General features: G+C 46.0%; 17 protein-coding genes. 1 reads left to right on the plus strand and 16 read right to left on the minus strand.

What is annotated here, in order from left to right:
• Window positions 1–66: 66 nt before the first annotated feature.
• The 4 genes from rpoD to ccpN all read right to left on the minus strand — a co-directional run bounded on the left by rpoD (window position 67) and on the right by ccpN (window position 4,855).
• Window positions 67–1,251, minus strand: coding sequence for an RNA polymerase sigma factor RpoD (gene rpoD / locus NCCP2222_RS01340; RefSeq protein WP_375709144.1), 1,185 nt, complete (start codon window positions 1,249–1,251; stop codon window positions 67–69).
• A 35-nt stretch (window positions 1,252–1,286) separates the two neighbouring features.
• Complete coding sequence (gene dnaG / locus NCCP2222_RS01345; RefSeq protein WP_248509763.1) at window positions 1,287–3,095, minus strand: DNA primase; 1,809 nt, start codon at window positions 3,093–3,095, stop codon at window positions 1,287–1,289.
• 290 nt (window positions 3,096–3,385) lie between these two features.
• Complete coding sequence (locus NCCP2222_RS01350) at window positions 3,386–4,201, minus strand: pyruvate, water dikinase regulatory protein (RefSeq protein ID WP_248508904.1); 816 nt, start codon at window positions 4,199–4,201, stop codon at window positions 3,386–3,388.
• A gap of 24 nt (window positions 4,202–4,225) precedes the next feature.
• The gene (ccpN, locus tag NCCP2222_RS01355; RefSeq protein ID WP_248508905.1) at window positions 4,226–4,855 is read right to left on the minus strand and encodes a transcriptional regulator CcpN; all 630 of its coding nucleotides are present in this window, start codon (window positions 4,853–4,855) and stop codon (window positions 4,226–4,228) included.
• 512 nt (window positions 4,856–5,367) lie between these two features.
• On the opposite strand from ccpN, the gene NCCP2222_RS01360 reads away from it, so the two are divergent.
• Entirely contained in the window at window positions 5,368–6,747 is a 1,380-nt protein-coding gene (locus NCCP2222_RS01360; protein ID WP_248508907.1) for a glycine--tRNA ligase, read from the plus strand.
• A gap of 89 nt (window positions 6,748–6,836) precedes the next feature.
• Here NCCP2222_RS01360 and recO read toward each other — a convergent pair whose 3' ends face one another.
• The 12 genes from recO to NCCP2222_RS01420 all read right to left on the minus strand — a co-directional run bounded on the left by recO (window position 6,837) and on the right by NCCP2222_RS01420 (window position 17,408).
• Window positions 6,837–7,625, minus strand: coding sequence for a DNA repair protein RecO (recO, locus tag NCCP2222_RS01365; protein ID WP_248508908.1), 789 nt, complete (start codon window positions 7,623–7,625; stop codon window positions 6,837–6,839).
• Between the two features lie 20 nt (window positions 7,626–7,645).
• Window positions 7,646–8,560, minus strand: coding sequence for a GTPase Era (gene era / locus NCCP2222_RS01370; RefSeq protein WP_248508909.1), 915 nt, complete (start codon window positions 8,558–8,560; stop codon window positions 7,646–7,648).
• A complete protein-coding gene (locus NCCP2222_RS01375) occupies window positions 8,544–8,954 on the minus strand; it encodes a cytidine deaminase (RefSeq protein ID WP_248508911.1) in 411 nt (136 codons plus the stop codon). Before NCCP2222_RS01375 ends, era begins: the two co-directional genes overlap by 17 nt.
• Before the next feature lie 21 nt (window positions 8,955–8,975).
• The gene (locus NCCP2222_RS01380) at window positions 8,976–9,329 is read right to left on the minus strand and encodes a diacylglycerol kinase family protein (RefSeq protein ID WP_248508913.1); all 354 of its coding nucleotides are present in this window, start codon (window positions 9,327–9,329) and stop codon (window positions 8,976–8,978) included.
• Between the two features lie 6 nt (window positions 9,330–9,335).
• On the minus strand, window positions 9,336–9,806 hold the full coding sequence (gene ybeY, locus NCCP2222_RS01385; RefSeq protein ID WP_248508917.1) for an rRNA maturation RNase YbeY: 471 nt from the start codon (window positions 9,804–9,806) through the stop codon (window positions 9,336–9,338).
• Window positions 9,807–9,826: 20 nt separating this feature from the next.
• Window positions 9,827–11,953: an HD family phosphohydrolase gene (locus NCCP2222_RS01390; RefSeq protein WP_248508919.1), complete on the minus strand. Its 2,127-nt coding sequence runs from the start codon at window positions 11,951–11,953 to the stop codon at window positions 9,827–9,829.
• 193 nt (window positions 11,954–12,146) lie between these two features.
• Window positions 12,147–13,097 (minus strand): PhoH family protein, encoded by a 951-nt coding sequence (locus NCCP2222_RS01395; RefSeq protein WP_248508920.1) that lies wholly within the window; start codon window positions 13,095–13,097, stop codon window positions 12,147–12,149.
• A 4-nt stretch (window positions 13,098–13,101) separates the two neighbouring features.
• Complete coding sequence (locus NCCP2222_RS01400; RefSeq protein WP_248508922.1) at window positions 13,102–14,187, minus strand: sporulation protein YqfD; 1,086 nt, start codon at window positions 14,185–14,187, stop codon at window positions 13,102–13,104.
• Window positions 14,177–14,434, minus strand: a complete 258-nt coding sequence (locus NCCP2222_RS01405) for a hypothetical protein (protein WP_238082038.1) — start codon at window positions 14,432–14,434, stop codon at window positions 14,177–14,179. Before NCCP2222_RS01405 ends, NCCP2222_RS01400 begins: the two co-directional genes overlap by 11 nt.
• A gap of 49 nt (window positions 14,435–14,483) precedes the next feature.
• Window positions 14,484–15,011, minus strand: a complete 528-nt coding sequence (locus tag NCCP2222_RS01410; RefSeq protein WP_248508924.1) for a hypothetical protein — start codon at window positions 15,009–15,011, stop codon at window positions 14,484–14,486.
• A 40-nt stretch (window positions 15,012–15,051) separates the two neighbouring features.
• Complete coding sequence (floA, locus tag NCCP2222_RS01415; protein ID WP_238082785.1) at window positions 15,052–16,038, minus strand: flotillin-like protein FloA; 987 nt, start codon at window positions 16,036–16,038, stop codon at window positions 15,052–15,054.
• Window positions 16,039–16,082: 44 nt separating this feature from the next.
• Window positions 16,083–17,408 (minus strand): NfeD family protein, encoded by a 1,326-nt coding sequence (locus NCCP2222_RS01420; protein WP_248508926.1) that lies wholly within the window; start codon window positions 17,406–17,408, stop codon window positions 16,083–16,085.
• Window positions 17,409–17,566 lie beyond the last annotated feature (158 nt).

Genomic DNA, 17,566 nt, shown 5'->3' on the forward strand with positions numbered 1-17,566 from the left:
TCCGGGTTATGGAGAACCTTTAGCGCAAATCCTTCCGACAAGGAACAATGTCCGATCAAGTCGACATTATTCGAGGAAGTCTTTTAGGCGTTTGCTTCTGGAAGGATGGCGAAGCTTGCGCAACGCTTTCGCCTCAATTTGACGAATCCGTTCACGTGTGACGCCAAACACTTTACCTACCTCTTCTAAAGTACGGGTGCGTCCGTCATCTAATCCAAAACGCAGACGAAGTACGTTTTCCTCTCTGTCTGTCAAAGTATCCAGGACATCTTCCAACTGTTCCTTTAACAGCTCATAGGCAGCGTGATCAGATGGAGATTGTGCTTCCGAATCTTCAATGAAGTCACCGAGGTGGGAATCATCCTCTTCACCAATTGGCGTTTCAAGCGATACAGGTTCTTGAGCGATTTTCAAGATTTCACGAACTTTGTCAGCAGATAGATCCATCTCTTCGCCGATTTCCTCTGGAGATGGCTCCCGCCCTAAATCTTGTAGCAGTTGACGTTGGACACGGATCAATTTGTTGATCGTTTCCACCATGTGAACAGGAATACGAATCGTTCGCGCCTGATCGGCAATTGCCCGAGTGATCGCCTGACGAATCCACCATGTCGCATACGTACTGAATTTGAAACCTTTTGTATGGTCAAATTTCTCAACAGCTTTAATAAGACCCATATTTCCTTCCTGAATCAAATCAAGGAACAGCATGCCGCGTCCTACATACCGTTTTGCGATACTAACGACGAGCCGCAAGTTGGCTTCCGCCAGTTTCTTTTTGGCGTTCTCACCCTTTTCAACGATTTCGAGAAGTTCTGCATCCGGCTGGTCCATTGAAGCAAGCTTTTCTTCCGCTTCCACACCTTCTTGAATGGCAACGGCTAATTTGACCTCTTCGTTACCAGTTAATAGATCCACACGTCCGATTTCTTTTAAATACATGCGGACCGGGTCATTAATTTTTACGCCAGGCGGCACACTTAGATCGTTCAAATCAAATTGTTCGTCGTCCGCGACTTTTTCCACTTCTTCTTCCTCATCGTCTTTACGATCCATCTCGATGCCTTGCGCTTCGATTTGATCAAGAAATTCTTCGAACTGATCTGGCTCCATTTCAAAGACGGATAGTTTATCCGTCACTTCCTCCAACGTCAATTCACCATTCTTCTTACCTGTTTCCAATAAACTTGCTTTCACTTCATCCAACGTCATATCGTTTTCCATCTCTCCAGCTCGCTCTTTTTTTTCCATAATACCCGTTCCTCCTTAATACACCGGAATCTGGCCTACAATGCCGATAATGATTTCCGGAGCTGTATAATATCCCTGGCCAGCTCCAGCGCCCGGGTATGATCATTCATTTTTTCCGCTTCTTTTGATTGGTGCAGCATTTCATCTATTTTTCGGATTACCCGTTGTTTTTCCAGATGTTGAATACAATCTGTGACTTCCTGATCTGCATGGTCGGGATCGCGTTCCATCATTGCTGCTTCCATCACAATTTTACGCATTTCCCTGTCTTCCAATGATTCAGCGAACCGATTAAAATCCGGCGTGCTATATTGTTCATAAAAACCGGCCAACCTCACGAATACGGCGTTGTATTCATCACGGATGAAAAGCTCGCTGCCTTCCGCTCGCAGCCGATCAAATATGACTCCATCGTTCAGCAGGTGTGCTAGCAAAATCCGTTCTGCCCGATCAGCGCCAGACACTTTCTTGACCTTTGGCATCGGCATCTCCTGCATACCGCCGGTAGATTGCTCCTGTTTTTCTTCCTTCGCCATTTTGCCGACTTTTTTCATCAGCTGCTCGTTTAATGCCTGCTCGGAAACACCAGTTTCAGTTGCCATTTGCCGGACGAGGAGATCTCTCTCGATCGGTGATACCTTGGCAGCCAGCTCGTCTAAAACTTCGTGGATATATTGCAAGACGTCATTTTCATGTGTCAGGTTCTTTCCACGTTTGGCATACGCTAAAATAAACGACATATACGTATGGGGATTTCCTAGAATCTTTTCACGGAACGCTTCGCCACCGTGTGTTGAAATATATTCATCAGGATCCATCTTCCCAGGAAGCAGAGCTATTTGTACGGAAAGTCCCTTCTGCGCAGCCAGGTTGGCAAACCGCTTGGCCGCCTCCCATCCCGCATTGTCTCCATCGCAGCAAATCATCAGCTGGTTGGCAATGCGTTTTAATTTCAGTAGATGCATTTCCGAAAGAGACGTACCCATGACCGCTACACTGTTCATCACACCGGCCCGTTCTGCAGCTATTGTATCCATGAAACCTTCAAATAGTATTACTTTACCCGTTTTCCGAACATTAAGACGAGCTCGATGAAAATTATATAGTAATTTGCTCTTTTCAAAGATAGGAGTTTCCGGACTGTTCAAGTATTTGGCCTCGTCTTTTGAATTGGAGAGGATCCTGCCGGAAAAACCGACAACATTCCCATTATCGTCATGTAATGGGAACATAATACGTCCTCGAAACCTGTCAAAATAGCCTGTCCCATCATTTTTCATAATACAAAGGCCGGCTTGTTCCATTTCCTTCATATCAAATTTCTTACGGATGAGGAGATTCGTCAAAGTCTCCCTGTCTTCCAGTGACCACCCGATTCCATACTGTTCGATATGCTCCCGGGAAAATCCTCTTTCCTGCAAATATTGTAATGCTTTTTCCCCCTCTACAGTATTAAGTAGTATATGACTATAGAAGTTTGCTGCAAGTGCGAGGGCTTCCTTCATCGAATGATGCTCATTTTTTGAAGAGCTTGCAGCATGTACTGACTGGACGTCTACTTCAATGCCTGCCCGGTCAGCCAGCTTGGATACTGCTTCGGTGAAAGAAGTGTTTTCAATGTCCATGACGAATGTGATTGCATTTCCGCTCGCTCCGCAGCCGAAACAATGAAACAGATTCTTATCTTCGGAAACTGAGAATGAAGGGGTGCTTTCACCATGGAATGGACAAAGCCCAAACCAATTTCTCCCTCTCTTCGTCAGTTGGACGTACTCGCCGATCAAATCAACGATATCAGTCTTTGAACGTACATCCTCGATCGTTTCCTCTGGTATTTTAGTCATTTCCATCACCGTTTCCCTCTATCTACTTGATTTCGAGATAGATTTCAAAAATCCTGCTTATTCGACAAAAAAATATTATGTTTTCCATAGGGTTGGCTTAGTCTTTAAAATTAAATCCAAAATAAACGGCTAATTTACCGCCATGTTAAAGGAGACCGGGGAAAACCGGCCTTCAGATGGATAACTATATCATTTTTATAAGACAGCCGCAAAACAATATTGTACACAATCCACAAAAGAAGAACCAACCATTTTGCCTAGGCGGTCCTTCTTCTTAGTATTCATTCAATTTACTCGCCTTTATTCGCACAATCATGCAAAATCACATTCGCTGTTTCTTCCACTGCCCGATTCGTAACATCAATGACCTTACAGCCAATTTTGGCTACAACTTTATTGAAATGATCGATTTCCCGTTTAATCCGTTCGATTTGGGCGTAATTAGCATCGTCCTTTAAACCAAGGGTAATCAGGCGCTCTTTCCGGATTGAATTGAGTTTTTCTGGTGAAATGACGAGTCCGTAGCATTTGGATGGGTCAATCCGGAATAATTCTTCGGGAGGATCCACTTCAGGCACCAAAGGGACATTAGCCACTTTGAACGTCCTGTGAGCCAAATATTGAGAAAGAGGCGTTTTAGATGTGCGTGATACGCCAACGAGAACGATATCCGCTTTCAAGACGCCCCTGGGATCTCTTCCATCGTCATATTTCACCGCAAATTCAATCGCTTCTATCTTTTTGAAGTAGTCTTCATCCAATTGACGGACGAGCCCAGGTTCTTCAAATGGGCTTTCACTAAGTTCCTCCTCGATCTTGTCAACGATTGGACCGAGTAAGTCAATGCACTTCAAGCCATTTTCCATGCACTCCTGTTTAAGACGCTGCCTCATGCAGCTTTTCACCAATGTATAAATGATAATGGCATTTTGTTTCTTGGCCAAATAGGCGATTTCGCGTAACTGCGATTCATCTTCCACGTGTGAAAACCGTTTCATCGATACCGTTTCAAGATCATGCCTAAACTGGCTTGCTGCCGCCTTGGCGACAAGATCTGCCGTCTCGCCGACCGAATCGGAAACGATGAACAAAGTTAGTTTACTCATTGGATCACTCCTAGTTCCCCATCATTATAAATCATGGTCGTCGGCCAAGGACAAAAAGGCAGCAGTAATATTTGTCTTCGTGATTCTTCCCACCACTTCAAGGCCCCGCTCTTTCTCCACGATGACAGGCAATGAATCTATTTGTTGTTCAATCATCTTTTTCGCCGCATAGAGCAGTGTGTCCTGCTTTTTGCAGTATGTAATGTTCGGCATTCTTGTCATGATGACATGCACCGGAATCTTATCTAATTCTTTATTTCCTAAACTTGTGCGCAGCAAATCTTTCCGCGATAAAACACCTGATAAATGGGAATCCTTATCAATTACGAAGAGCGTCCCGACATCCTCTAAGAACATTTGGCAGATAGCATCGTATACGGAAATGTTTTCGGCGACAACGACAGGCATTGATTGGAAATCGCCTACTTTCATGCCAATCATCCCATCACCGACAGATTGGGCAGGCTTTTTGCCTGAATAGAAATAACCGACTCTCGGCCTTGCGTCCAAGTATCCTGCCATCGTCAAAATGGCCAGATCTGGACGGATGGTTGCCCTCGCCAAGTTCAGCCTTTCAGCAATCTGCTCCCCGGTGATCGGTCCATCCAACTGGACGATCGCGAGTATCTCGTTTTGGCGCTTATTCAGTTCCAATATGAATCACCGCCCTACGCGTTCATTTGTATATACCTGACTAGTATAGCATTTCCCCAATAGAATTCCTATCACTCCGCGTGAAAACGGAGTATATGAAAGAAAAACGATGAAACGATTGCCTGTCTGCACAAACCATGCTACACTTGTACTCATAATCCATAGGTGAAGAAAGGTCAATAAGTAGTGCCGCACGAAGCGAACGGGGATGGTGAAAGCCCGTAATCGGCATGAAACGGCAGCCTGGAGCCAAGAACGTGAACGAAAGAGGGCTTTTTTGAGCCAATCGGGGTGGAACCGCGGGTCTACGCACTCGTCCCCGGACAATTACTGTCCGGGGATGGGTGCGTTTTTTGCGTTTTACCAAACATCCCACTGGCATGAATACCTTTTTGTTCACAGGCTCCTGCCAGCCAGCCTTCCCATTCATATCGCTGAATGGATTAAAGCGGGACAGTTTAAGATGTTCCGCAGGAGGTTGAAAGGCAAAATAAGAATTGGAGGGATTTGCAATGCTATCAATGGATCAAATTGTCAACTTAGCAAAACAGAGAGGATTCGTCTTCCCGGGGTCTGAAATTTATGGCGGTCTCGCAAATACATGGGATTACGGCCCACTTGGGATTGAACTGAAAAACAATGTCAAGAAGGCATGGTGGCAAAAGTTTGTCCAAGAATCCAAATATAATGTTGGATTGGACGCAGCCATCCTGATGAATCCTAAAGTGTGGGAAGCTTCTGGCCATATTGGAAATTTCAATGACCCGATGATTGACTGCAAAAAATGTAAAACACGCCACCGTGCGGATAAGTTAATTGAAGACGCACTTGAAGCAAAGGGCATTGAGATGGTGGTCGATGGCCTTCCTTTTGAAAAGATGGAAGAGTTGATTGCGGAACATCATATTGTCTGCCCAACATGTGGTGAGATGGACTATACAGGCATCCGCCAATTCAACTTAATGTTCAAAACATCTCAAGGCGTGACGGATTCGTCTGCTAATGAAATCTTCCTCCGCCCGGAAACAGCACAAGGGATTTTCGTTAACTTCAAAAATGTACAGCGGTCCATGCGAAAGAAAATGCCGTTTGGTATCGCCCAGATCGGTAAAAGTTTCCGTAATGAAATCACACCGGGCAACTTCACGTTCCGGACGCGCGAGTTCGAACAAATGGAACTGGAATTCTTCTGCAAGCCTGGCGAAGATATGAATTGGTATGAATACTGGCGTGAATTCTGTAAGAAATGGTTGCTTGACCTTGGGCTAAGCGACGAAAACGTCAGACTGCGCGAGCATAGCGAAGATGAACTCTCTCACTACTCTAAAGGAACGGTAGACATTGAATTCAAGTTCCCATTCGGCTGGGGTGAACTATGGGGTATCGCAAACCGGACAGACTTCGATTTAAAGCGCCATATGGAGCATTCAGGCGAGGATTTCCATTATCAGGATCCGGTCACAAACGAAAAATACGTGCCATATTGCATCGAACCTTCCGTGGGTGCAGATCGTGTGACACTTGCATTCCTTTGCAACGCATATGATGAAGAACAGCTTGAGGGCGACGATGTGCGGACAGTACTGCGCTTTCATCCTGCTATCGCACCTGTCAAAGCGGCAATTCTCCCACTATCCAAAAAACTCGCGGAAAGTGCGGAAGAAGTCTATGCGGAGCTTAGCAAACATTTTGCAGTCCAATATGATGACTCCCAATCCATCGGAAGACGGTACCGCCGCCAAGATGAAATTGGAACACCTTTCTGCATAACATACGATTTTGATTCAGAAGAAGATCGCCAAGTAACAGTACGCCATCGTGATTCTATGGAACAAGTGCGTATGCCGATCAGCGAAGTGAAGGGTTATATCGAGGAACGCTTGAAATTCTAATCGAATACATTCAGCCATGCAATGATCAGTATTCTAATAATTTCGATCGTTAATTGAGTCTCTTAACAAAAACAACCGGAAACGGAAGGTTACTCACCCTCCGTCTCCGGTTGTTCTTTTTTTTCAGGCAGGACGCCCGGCATCCGCTCCAGCTGGTCCAAAAAATTTCTCGACTTTAACCGGATACCGACCTGCTCGTCATAGATCGTTCTCACAATCTTTTTCATAAACTGCTTTGTCGTCTTTTTCAACTTCAGCGATCCGACCTGCTCGATCGGTACCGTGTAAAATGTACGGATCAGACGAAGTTGCGTCGGAGAAAGCCGAACAATATACGGATCGATATGAAAACAGCGGTGGCAGAGAAACCCAATTTCCTGAAAGGAAAAAGCAAACTCCCCTTCCGTCGCCCCGCAATTAGCGCATTGATGGACGGTTGGATAGACCCCTGCTATGGGCAACATTTTCCACTCCACAAAAAGAGAAATCGCTTCCGGGTCATATTCTTCATTGATCGCATGCAGGGCTTCATACAGCAGGCCGTAAACATTGCGCGTGGCCTCGCGATCCTCTGTCAATTTATCGATAAGCTCCACGATGTAGCTGGCGTACGCAGTCGCCTCCAGGTCCTCCCGGATGAAGCGCATCGAATCGATCGTTTCCCCTTGCTCCAGCGAACCCATCCCTTTTCCGGTCTTAAGTAGAAAAGAGCCATGCGTGAAATTTTGGGTAATGGCGGACAAACGGCTGGCAGGCTTTTTCGCTCCGCGGGCCATGGCAGTCAATTTCCCCGCTTCCCTCGTAAAAATCGTCACGATTTTATTGGCCTCGCCATATGGAATGCTTTTCAGAATGATTCCTTCCCACTTGTTCAGCAAGGCCATCACTCCTTTATGGTTTAATACTCATCTTCCCTGAAACCGAATTCACGCAATTGTCCTGGCTTATTCCGCCAATCCTTCTGCACTTTGACCCAAAGTTCTAAAAAGACTTTCGAGCCGAGCAGCATTTCGATGTCATGCCGCGCTTTTGTCCCAATTTCCTTTAGCAAAGCTCCTTTTTTGCCAATCACGATCCCTTTTTGAGAATCACGATCGACGACAATGGTCGCCATCACATTGACCATTCCCTTGGCTTCGTCCCGTTCAATCTTTTCAATAGCAACCGCCACGGAATGTGGCACTTCCTCACGTGTCAAATGAAGCACTTTCTCACGAATCAATTCGGAGATAATGAAGCGCTCAGGGTGATCCGTCACTTGATCATCCGGATAATATTTAGGGCCCTCTGGTAGATATTTTTCAAGTGTCTCCATAAGCCGCTCCACATTGTTTCCGTTTAAAGCGGATAAAGGAACAATCTCTGCAAATTCGTATTCCGATGTGTACGTTGTAATAATTGTTAGCAATTCATCGGGATGAACTAAATCAATCTTATTAATGACGAGGAAAACCGGTGTTTTCGTAGTGCGGAGCAGTTCTATGATAAAACGGTCTCCTGAACCGATCGGCTCATTGGCATTCACCATGAACATGATTATGTCCACTTCTTTCAATGTATTGCGAGCAGATTTCACCATGAAATCGCCTAACTTGTGCTTCGGTTTGTGGATTCCCGGTGTATCGATGAAAATCATTTGAGACGTATCCATCGTGACGACCCCTTGCACTTTGTTTCGGGTCGTCTGCGGTTTATCGCTCATAATGGCAATCTTCTGTCCGACTACACGATTTAGAAAAGTGGATTTCCCGACATTTGGACGGCCGATGATAGAAATGAAACCGGACTTAAACGATTTATCGGCTTGTGGCATATTCAAGATCCCCTTTCGAAAAAGCACCAGGCAATAGCTCGGCCACTGTTGTTTCAAGAACTGCACCGTTCATATTTGTCAAATAGACCGGCATATGTGGACCGCAAAACTCCGCAATTACTTGGCGGCAAGCACCGCAGGGCGAAACTGGGCCTTCCGTATCTCCCACAACAGCTAACGCCTTAAACGATGTGACTCCTTCTGATACAGCCTTAAAAAATGCGGTCCGTTCTGCACAATTGGTCATGCTGTATGCGGAGTTCTCAATATTGCACCCGTGATATACCGTGCCGTCCTCCGCCAGCAAAGCAGCCCCAACCGGAAATTTCGAATAAGGCACATATGCTTTGTCCCTCGCTTTTTTCGATTCTGCCATTAATTGTTCCTTGTCCATACTTCAACACCTCTGTCCTAATTATGAAAACCATTTTGGGATAAAAAGAATGCAACCTATAATAGCACTGGCCACGGCATAAATTAATACCGCGCCAGCCGCCAAGTCCTTCGCTTGTTTCGCCAGGGGATGGTACTCTTTCGTTACGAGATCGACGGTGCGCTCGATGGCAGTATTCATCAATTCAAGCGCAAGCATTCCACCAATCAACATAACGACGAGGATCCATTCTGTACGTGATAATCCAGTTAAGAGACCGCAAATGACGACAGCCAAACCGGCAGCTACATGGAACTTCAGGTTGCGTTCTTTCCCAATACCTGTTATAACGCCTGTCCACGCATATTGGAACGACTTAATGATAGTTCCGAGCATGCCTGCTCACCGCTCTAAGCCGAAAGATGATAAAATCTCTTTTTGCCGGCCGAACATTACTTTTTCCTCTTCCTCGTTCAGATGATCATACCCAAGCAGATGCAAGAATCCATGAAGCGCTAGAAATCCAATTTCACGTGTTTCGTCATGCCCGTACTCGGCCGCCTGCCTTTTGGCCGTTTCCACAGAAATGACAATGTCGCCTAAAACAACTGGCATATCATCTTGGGCAACAATGGCCACTTCTCCTTCGCCCATTTCCTCCAAAGCGAACGAAATCACATCTGTCGGCGTATCTTTCCCCCGGTATTCTGCATTCACTTCACGAATGCTCTCATCATCCATGAATGTGACAGATACCTCAGGATGCCCTGTTAGCTGTTCCATTTCCGCTGCATGATTCAATAAATTTCGGATTAAGTCCTCAATATCTTGACCAACAGTTCCCGTTTCATCTTCAAAATAAAATTCAAGCATATTTTCGCCTTCCTTTGTAATCATTCCGGATATTCGATCCGGCTATGAAAAATGCCATTCAACGTTTCACAAATAACCGTTTCCACTTTCTTCAGTTCCTTCACGGATAAGTCACATTCATCGAATTGGCCATCATTCAATTTGTCATTAATTATTGCTTTTACGAGGGCCGCTATCTTTTGCGGTGTAGGCTCCTTCATAGACCGTACGGCCGCTTCCACACTGTCAGCAATCGAAATAATTGCAATTTCCTTCGTCTGCGGTTTCGGTCCAGGGTACCTGTATTCATCTTCCGAAGCAGTCTCGTCCATCTCTTTAGCTTTGACATAAAAATATTTTAAGAAGCTCGTCCCATGGTGCTGTCGGGCAATATCCACTATTTCCTGCGGCATTTTATTCTTCTCTAAGATCTTCGCACCGTCAACTGCATGGGAAATAATGATATCACGACTTTTTTCAGGGGGCAATGAATCATGCGGATTTTGGCCACCATGCTGATTTTCAATGAAAAAACCTGGTCGAACCGTTTTCCCAATATCGTGATAGTAGCTCCCAACCCTGGCAAGCAATCCATGAGCCCCTACTGACTCACAGGCGGCATCTGCAAGATTAGCGACCATGACACTGTGATGGTACGTTCCCGGCGTTTCAGTCAGCACCTTTTTAAGCAGCGGGTGGTTCGGATTGGAAAGTTCAATCAACCGCATATCAGACAGCAGGCCGAACGCAGTTTCAAAGAACGGCATTAACCCGATTGTCAAAGCACCGGAAAGAATTCCCGAAGCCACTGCTGCAATGAAATAGAAAAGCCACTCGGATAAATTATAGGTGGACTGGGTCATCATCAGATAAAAGCCGATGAAGGCCATATTGGTTATAGAAACCCCTAGACTTGTCCGTAAGATGTTAGACCTTCTTCCGTCTTTGCCAAGGAAATAAAGACTGATCAAGCCGCTCAGAAGTATGTAGAGCGCTATTTCCATCTGCATGATCGCAGCGAATCCCTCTTGGAGCATGATCCCTGCTGTCGCTGCTGTAACAACCGTGACCATTAAAGCAAGCCGCTCGTTGGTCAGCAGCTTAACAAGCATTGGAGCAAGCGCTGTTGGAAACAGAAAGGCGATTTGCACATCAAACTCCTTGTCGATCATCCCGATTAACTTCATCAAGAGCACGAGAAAGAGATAGATGGAGTAAATGATCAAAAGCGACTTCTTCTTTACATTGTTTTTCCCATTCCACGTATAAAAATGCAAATAAATGATCGAGGAAACAAAGATGACAAATAAAGCTAAGCCGATTAATGGCTTAGTTGAGGATTGATTGGTCAATAGACCTGTCAATTCCAGCTGTCGATAAATTTCCTGATCGATGAATTGGCCTTCCCTAACGATAACTTGTCCTTGCAGAATCCGGGTCGGCTCGACTGCACTCATTTCCTGCTCCCGCCGTTTTTCAGTTAGCTCTTCATTTACTTTCTCTGTCTCTGTCACGAGAGCACGAGCTAACGTAATCATCGTTTGCAGCTCTCCAGGCGGAATGGCGTCTGATAGCCTGATTTTTCTCTCCACTTCATATCTGACTGAGGCGAGGTCGGTCGTGCGGATCGGTTTCTCCAATTCCCCACCGATAATGCCAACGATTGCCTTCTGTATGCTTCGAAGAGTACTGACGTCCTGCTTCAGCAGACTGAGCAGCGCATCATCCGTTAAACGCAAGCTCGGTTCTTCTTCCTCCAGCTTCTGCAATTTGCTGCGGATTTCTTTTAGCCTGTCCTTTTGGCTGATGATCGGCTTGTCCTCATGATCAACCGACAAATTTTCGGCTTCTTTCACTTGGATGAGAAAATCAAACAGTTGACCGGCGATCGCCTGCCTTGTTTTTGCCACTTCATCAGAAAATTGATAGACGGGCGTCACTTCCTTGGCAATCCGTTGTCTCTCCTGCTCCGTCTTTTCCGCGTCCTCCACTGTTTTCAAAGATCGAAATGTCTGCGGAGAAACCTGGAAGGCGGATAACTCGTACGTCTCCTGCTTCACTTCCCCAAACATGAAAGCGAAAAGAAGTAGCGCTGATAAGGATACGACAAGAATAGAAAAATATTTAAATTTCAGAGAGTTGAACACTTTCCCGATGGACCGGAACACAGAATCCTCTCCTCCCTTCTCTCTATCTATCAATTGATTTGGTTAGATAAAAAGCAGTCATCTGAATGACTGCTCTCATAACGGAGATAAATTTTTTCACTCACAGCGTAGCCGGCAAGCGGCCGGTACCTGACCAAAGTTTAAAAAAACTGTTGTTTAGGCAAGTACAGGCCGCCAATCCAGACTGTGCTGATTATTCGTTTTCGTACGCTTCGATAATCTTTGCGACAATCGGATGCCGCACAATGTCGCCTTGTTCTAGGAATTGAAAGTGTATTTCAGGTACCTTTTTCAAAATGGTCTCCGCAGCGATCAAGCCCGATTCAGCGCCTCTAGGCAAATCGATCTGCGTTTTGTCGCCTGTAATTACCATTTTAGACCCAAATCCAAGCCGAGTCAAAAACATTTTCATTTGAGCTTTTGTCGTATTTTGAGCTTCGTCTAAAATGACAAACGCGTCGTCTAACGTCCGGCCCCTCATATAGGCCAATGGCGCGACTTCGATAACGCCACGTTCAATGAACCGTTCCGTCTGCTCCGCACCTAATACATCGTGCAGGGCATCGTATAGAGGGCGGAGATAAGGATCTACTTTTTCCTTTAAATCACCCGGCAGGAACCCGAGGCTCTCGCCCGCCTCGACAGCAGGACGGGTTAAGATGATCCTTTTTACAGAACCATTCTTTAATGCCTGCACTGCAAGGACCACCGCCAAATAGGTTTTACCTGTGCCGGCCGGCCCGATACAGAAGACAAGGTCCCTCTTGCGGATTGCCTGTACATATTCACGCTGGCCAATCGTTTTGGCTCGTATCGCTTTCCCTTTTGCCGTGCGGGAAATTTCTTCATCATATAACTCTGCAAAATATTCAATCGTCCCGTTTTTCGCCATCTCGATGGCGGAAGAAACGTCACGTAAGTTTATATTGATACCTTTTCGGATCACTTTCAAAAGCTGTTCAAGCAAATATTTGCCCTGTAGGATTTTTTCTTCATCACCTGAAAGGGAGATAGTATCTCCTCTCGTCATAATGGAAACATCCATATTTTCTTCAATCAGTTTCATATTCTGGTCAGAAATACCGAGCAGCATTATGACATCGTTCGGTTCTTCGACATGAAGTTGAATCAGTTGTTCGCTCAATTTTTCAGTCTCCTTGGGATATCGGTCTTTTTACAGCGATATTGTCGTTTACTAAAAACAATATAGTCCCACTAACTTTATCATCTTGGAATGATACATGTAAAATATTTTCATCTTTTATTGTCAGACTGGGAGATGATTCTGACAGTATTTTATGTTTCAACAATGGCAAAAGGATGGTTTCTTCCATTCCTTCTTCAAGTTCAAGCTGATACGCCATATCTTCGCGCTGCCTGTTGGTTTTCAAAACGGTTTGAAAGGAGTACTTGTTGTCCTTAATAATGACCGGCCACCGCCATTTAAATTCCACTGTTTCCTCTCCGAGCATTTGAAGGTTAATCTGACGTGGAATAGTGAACGTGTATTCCGACCAGTAGTCTGCAAAAACGAAGCCGTCTGCCCCGACAAGCGATCTTTTATCCCCCTGTTCCAGTATCCCGGTTGCCAAAATGTCACCCTTTTTCACCGTTTGATGAATATGGGCAGCTCTCTCACCGCGGCTTAATTGAAAATTAGTGATAACACCGCCCGTACGAGCAACAAGATTGGCAGGAGGACCTTCCTCCACTGCTCTCTCATCCGTTGTTGGGGATAGCATAGGGATAATAGTCAGCTTCGTTCCAGACCGGCTAAAACGGACCCAGGAGAGCTCAGGATCGTCCGCCATAAGCAGCTGTCTGATTTCCCCTTCATCCGGCAAGCGGGAGAGTGGCTTCATCGTGACGATCGACGATGCGAGGAGTTTCGATTCAATCCGTTCTGCCACTTCCGGCCGATCTGATTCCACGTCAATGCTCCATAAAAACAAAGAAGCGACCAGGGGAATGACGCATGCGACAAGAAAGCGATACGAAGTAAACAATCTGCTCTCCACGGTTTCATTGCCGATTGGAGTAAATTTCGCTTTCACCCCGAACCGGCGGCGATTTTTACGTATGAAGCTTATCCCTTTCGAATCCGTAATGAAGTGAACGGCTGCCCCCTCATGGGAAATAGACAGGATCTTAATTCCCGAAGCAGCCAATTTTCCAAGAAATTTGGAATAATCCGTTTTCCCATTCAGCGTGACCGCATACCGTTTACGAATCATACGCGTCATCCTTGCCTTTCCCCGGCTGTATCATCATTTTTTCCAGTGTTTCAAATGTGATCACAGCCACTTCTTCGGCCAGTGTTTCAATAACAATTTCTTGTCCTGTCATGTCGATGACAAAGTTTTCGCTTCGTATCGTACATGCGGTTCCGCTTAATTTCACCAGATCATACGGTCCGGTAATGCGGATGGAAGAGTAATTATCGATCAGGACAGATGTATCCATCTTGAATAGTTTTCGCATACACAAAACCCCCTATCCTAATCGTATGTTCAGGATAGAGGGCTGATGATTACCGTTTTGCTTTGGGCGGTCCTAATATTTCAGAAAATATGATTCCTTTTAACAGATCCTGTTCATTCTTTGGAATCATATGCTCAGGTTCCATTACAGTCAATTCCTGTGCCTTGCGGCCGCCGTGTGCCGACAACCGGCCAGTCCGCTCCTCGCGTTTCGGCGTTTCTTTCCGTGCTGAAAACGCTGCTGGCTGAGCCGGCTTGGCCGTCGGTTTTGGTTGGACTGCTGCAGGCTGTGCGGCTGGCCTCCTAGTCTCCATACGAGTCTGTGGGGACTCCACTGTCGTCTGTCGGCTAGGCGGCTCGTCCGGTGGATTTTGGAATTCCCGTTGGAGCTCTTGATACATCTCCTGGGACATTTCCTTCAATTTCTTAAAAGGATCGGAACCCTGCTTCTGGGCAGTAAAAGGTTTAACTTTATTCGACTCCTGTTTTTCCGGCTTTGCATCTGCGCCTTCTGGCTTCTTTCCCTTCAAAAAAAGGCTGATTAAACCAAATATAATTAAAGGAATTAGACTTTCCAACGTCTGTACATCCCCTTTCTGCGAGATGACATGTCATCCATTACTCTTTCGGCGCATTCGGGTTTTGCTGGTCTCCGCCAATTTTGCTGATGGAATCGCGCATGCCTGTATCCGCTTGGATGTTCTTATAGTTCATATAGTCCATAATTCCGATATTCCCTGTGCGAAGTGCTTCGGCCATGGCAAGCGGTACTTCCGCTTCGGCGCCGACCACTTTCGCACGCATCTCTTGGACTTTCGCTTTCATTTCTTGTTCGTTCGCAACAGCCATCGCACGTCTTTCTTCCGCTTTCGCTTGTGCGATATTCTTATCTGCCATCGCTTGTTCTGTTTGAAGCTCAGCACCGATATTCTTGCCAATATCAACGTCCGCGATATCGATCGAGAGAATTTCAAATGCTGTACCTGAGTCGAGACCTTTTGCCAATACGGTTTGGGAAATCAAATCCGGGTTCTCCAACACTTTCGCATGATCGATTGACGAACCGATTGTCGAAACGATCCCTTCACCAACACGGGCAACGACCGTATCTTCTCCAGCACCCCCGACGAGTCGGTCGATATTCGCACGGACCGTAATACGGGCTTTCGCTTTTACTTCAATACCGTTCATCGCAACACCAGCGATAAATGGTGTTTCAATAACTTTAGGGTTAACTGACATTTGAACCGCTTCCAATACATCACGGCCCGCCAAATCGATCGCTGCTGCGCGCTCGAACGTCAATTCAATGTTCGCACGGTGTGCGGCAATTAACGCGTTCACGACACGGTCCACGTTACCGCCCGCCAAGTAATGGCTTTCCAGCTGGTTAATGCTGACATTCAAGCCTGCTTTATGCGCTTTGATCAACGGGTTGACGACACGGCTCGGAATAACCCGGCGTAGACGCATCCCAATTAATGTGAAAATACTTACCCGTACACCAGCCGCCATTGCGGAAATCCACAATGCGACAGGAACCATCGTAAAGAATATGGAGAGTACGATGATAGCTACTACAACGATAGCGATGGTAACAAACATACCTCCGCCAGCTAATAAACCTGCCATAATAAATTTTCCCCCTTTTATTGGTATTCCCTGACAACGATGCGGGAACCTTCCACCTTTACTATCATAACATCTTTCCCTTTCTCGATGTAGCTTCCTTCCGACACGACATCAATCCGTTCACCATCCAGGTTGACCGTGCCTGAAGGACGGAGCGGAGTAATTGCCACAGCTACCTTGCCCATCAGTTCGGTGCGATTGACGTTGGAGACATAGCCGCTCTCCGTATCGGTCGCATCCATCAAGACCATCTTATTAAGAAGATGGAGCTTCCTGCCAAAAAACTTCATAATGATCACCATCCCTATGACTGCAATAGCAATCGCGATCAACACGGAGATCGCCATATACATCGGATTGCCACCCGCCAAAATGATACTTACGACTACTGCTACCGCCCCGAGGACACCCGCGATGCCACCGGCCAAGAAGAACTCCGCTATGATGAGCCCAACCCCGATGATAAACAGAATGAGCGCTTCATAACCGGCAAGGCCCGCTACAAGATGGCCAAAGAAGAACAAGCCAAGTGAAACAAGAGCCATTGTGCCCGGCACTCCAAATCCGGGTGAGTACAGTTCCAGCACAAGACCGAGTCCTGCGATTGACAAAAGGATTGGCACGACAATCGGATTGGTAATAATGCGGGCAACCGATTCGGCGAATGTGACATTCGTTGAAACGACTTCAGCATTTTCTAGGCCTAATTCATTTAAAAGCGCATCAAACGAACTTACTGTCCCTTCACTATAGCCGACTTCCTTTGCTTGGGAAGCGGTCAAAGTAAGAAGCTTGCCTTTTGCCGCATTATACTCAGGAAGATCGATGTCCGGATCTGCCATCGCTTGTGCAATTTGAGTATCATGACGCCCGGAAGATTCAGCGGCGCTAATCATCTCAGCCACCCAAAAACTTTGGGTTTTCACGTCTGCCGCATTACCAGCTGTGCCCTCAACTGCTTGGGCAGCGCCGATTTTCCCTGTAGGCGACATATAGATTTGGTCTGCATGCAAGGCAATATACGCACCTGCCGAGATGGCTCTGTCATTAATATACGCAATGACTTCCATATCTTTACGCTGGTCATCAATGAGTTTGCCGATTTGACCAGCCGCATCAATGAAGCCGCCAAGTGTATTGATTTCCAGAATAACCGTCCCGGCACCCGCTTCATTCGCTTCTTTGAACGAACGTTTCAGAAATGCGTGCAAGCCTTTCTCCACATCATTCGTTATCGGCACTTTGTATACTTTCACGGCATTTGCATCCGATTGACCAAGCGGGATGGAAATGGCCGAAAGAAATAAAACGAGCAGAAGTAGAGCCCTTACACTTTTCCTCAACTCTCCTCACTCCTTTCACTACTTCCATTATACCTCTTCTACGTCACAACATGACCGGAAGTTTCATTTCAATAAAATAAATTATGAGAAAAGACACAAATAAACCGGAATATCCAAAAGGACATTCCGGTTTACGTATAGATTCAAAGTTTCAATAG

Source organism: Sporosarcina sp. NCCP-2222 (assembly GCF_023168145.1).
Classification (GTDB): Bacteria; Bacillota; Bacilli; order Bacillales_A; family Planococcaceae; genus Sporosarcina.

Excerpts from the sequence above, each read along its gene's own strand:
- rpoD (WP_375709144.1), bottom strand. The coding sequence starts at position 1,251 with ATGGAAAAAAAAGAGCGAGCTGGAGAGATGGAAAACGATATGACGTTG.
- dnaG (WP_248509763.1), bottom strand. The coding sequence starts at position 3,095 with ATGACTAAAATACCAGAGGAAACGATCGAGGATGTACGTTCAAAGACT.
- NCCP2222_RS01350 (WP_248508904.1), bottom strand. The coding sequence starts at position 4,201 with ATGAGTAAACTAACTTTGTTCATCGTTTCCGATTCGGTCGGCGAGACG.
- NCCP2222_RS01360 (WP_248508907.1), top strand. The coding sequence starts at position 5,368 with ATGCTATCAATGGATCAAATTGTCAACTTAGCAAAACAGAGAGGATTC.
- era (WP_248508909.1), bottom strand. The coding sequence starts at position 8,560 with ATGCCACAAGCCGATAAATCGTTTAAGTCCGGTTTCATTTCTATCATC.
- NCCP2222_RS01375 (WP_248508911.1), bottom strand. The coding sequence starts at position 8,954 with ATGGACAAGGAACAATTAATGGCAGAATCGAAAAAAGCGAGGGACAAA.
- NCCP2222_RS01380 (WP_248508913.1), bottom strand. The coding sequence starts at position 9,329 with ATGCTCGGAACTATCATTAAGTCGTTCCAATATGCGTGGACAGGCGTT.
- ybeY (WP_248508917.1), bottom strand. The coding sequence starts at position 9,806 with ATGCTTGAATTTTATTTTGAAGATGAAACGGGAACTGTTGGTCAAGAT.
- NCCP2222_RS01400 (WP_248508922.1), bottom strand. The coding sequence starts at position 14,187 with ATGATTCGTAAACGGTATGCGGTCACGCTGAATGGGAAAACGGATTAT.
- NCCP2222_RS01405 (WP_238082038.1), bottom strand. The coding sequence starts at position 14,434 with ATGCGAAAACTATTCAAGATGGATACATCTGTCCTGATCGATAATTAC.
- floA (WP_238082785.1), bottom strand. The coding sequence starts at position 16,038 with ATGTTTGTTACCATCGCTATCGTTGTAGTAGCTATCATCGTACTCTCC.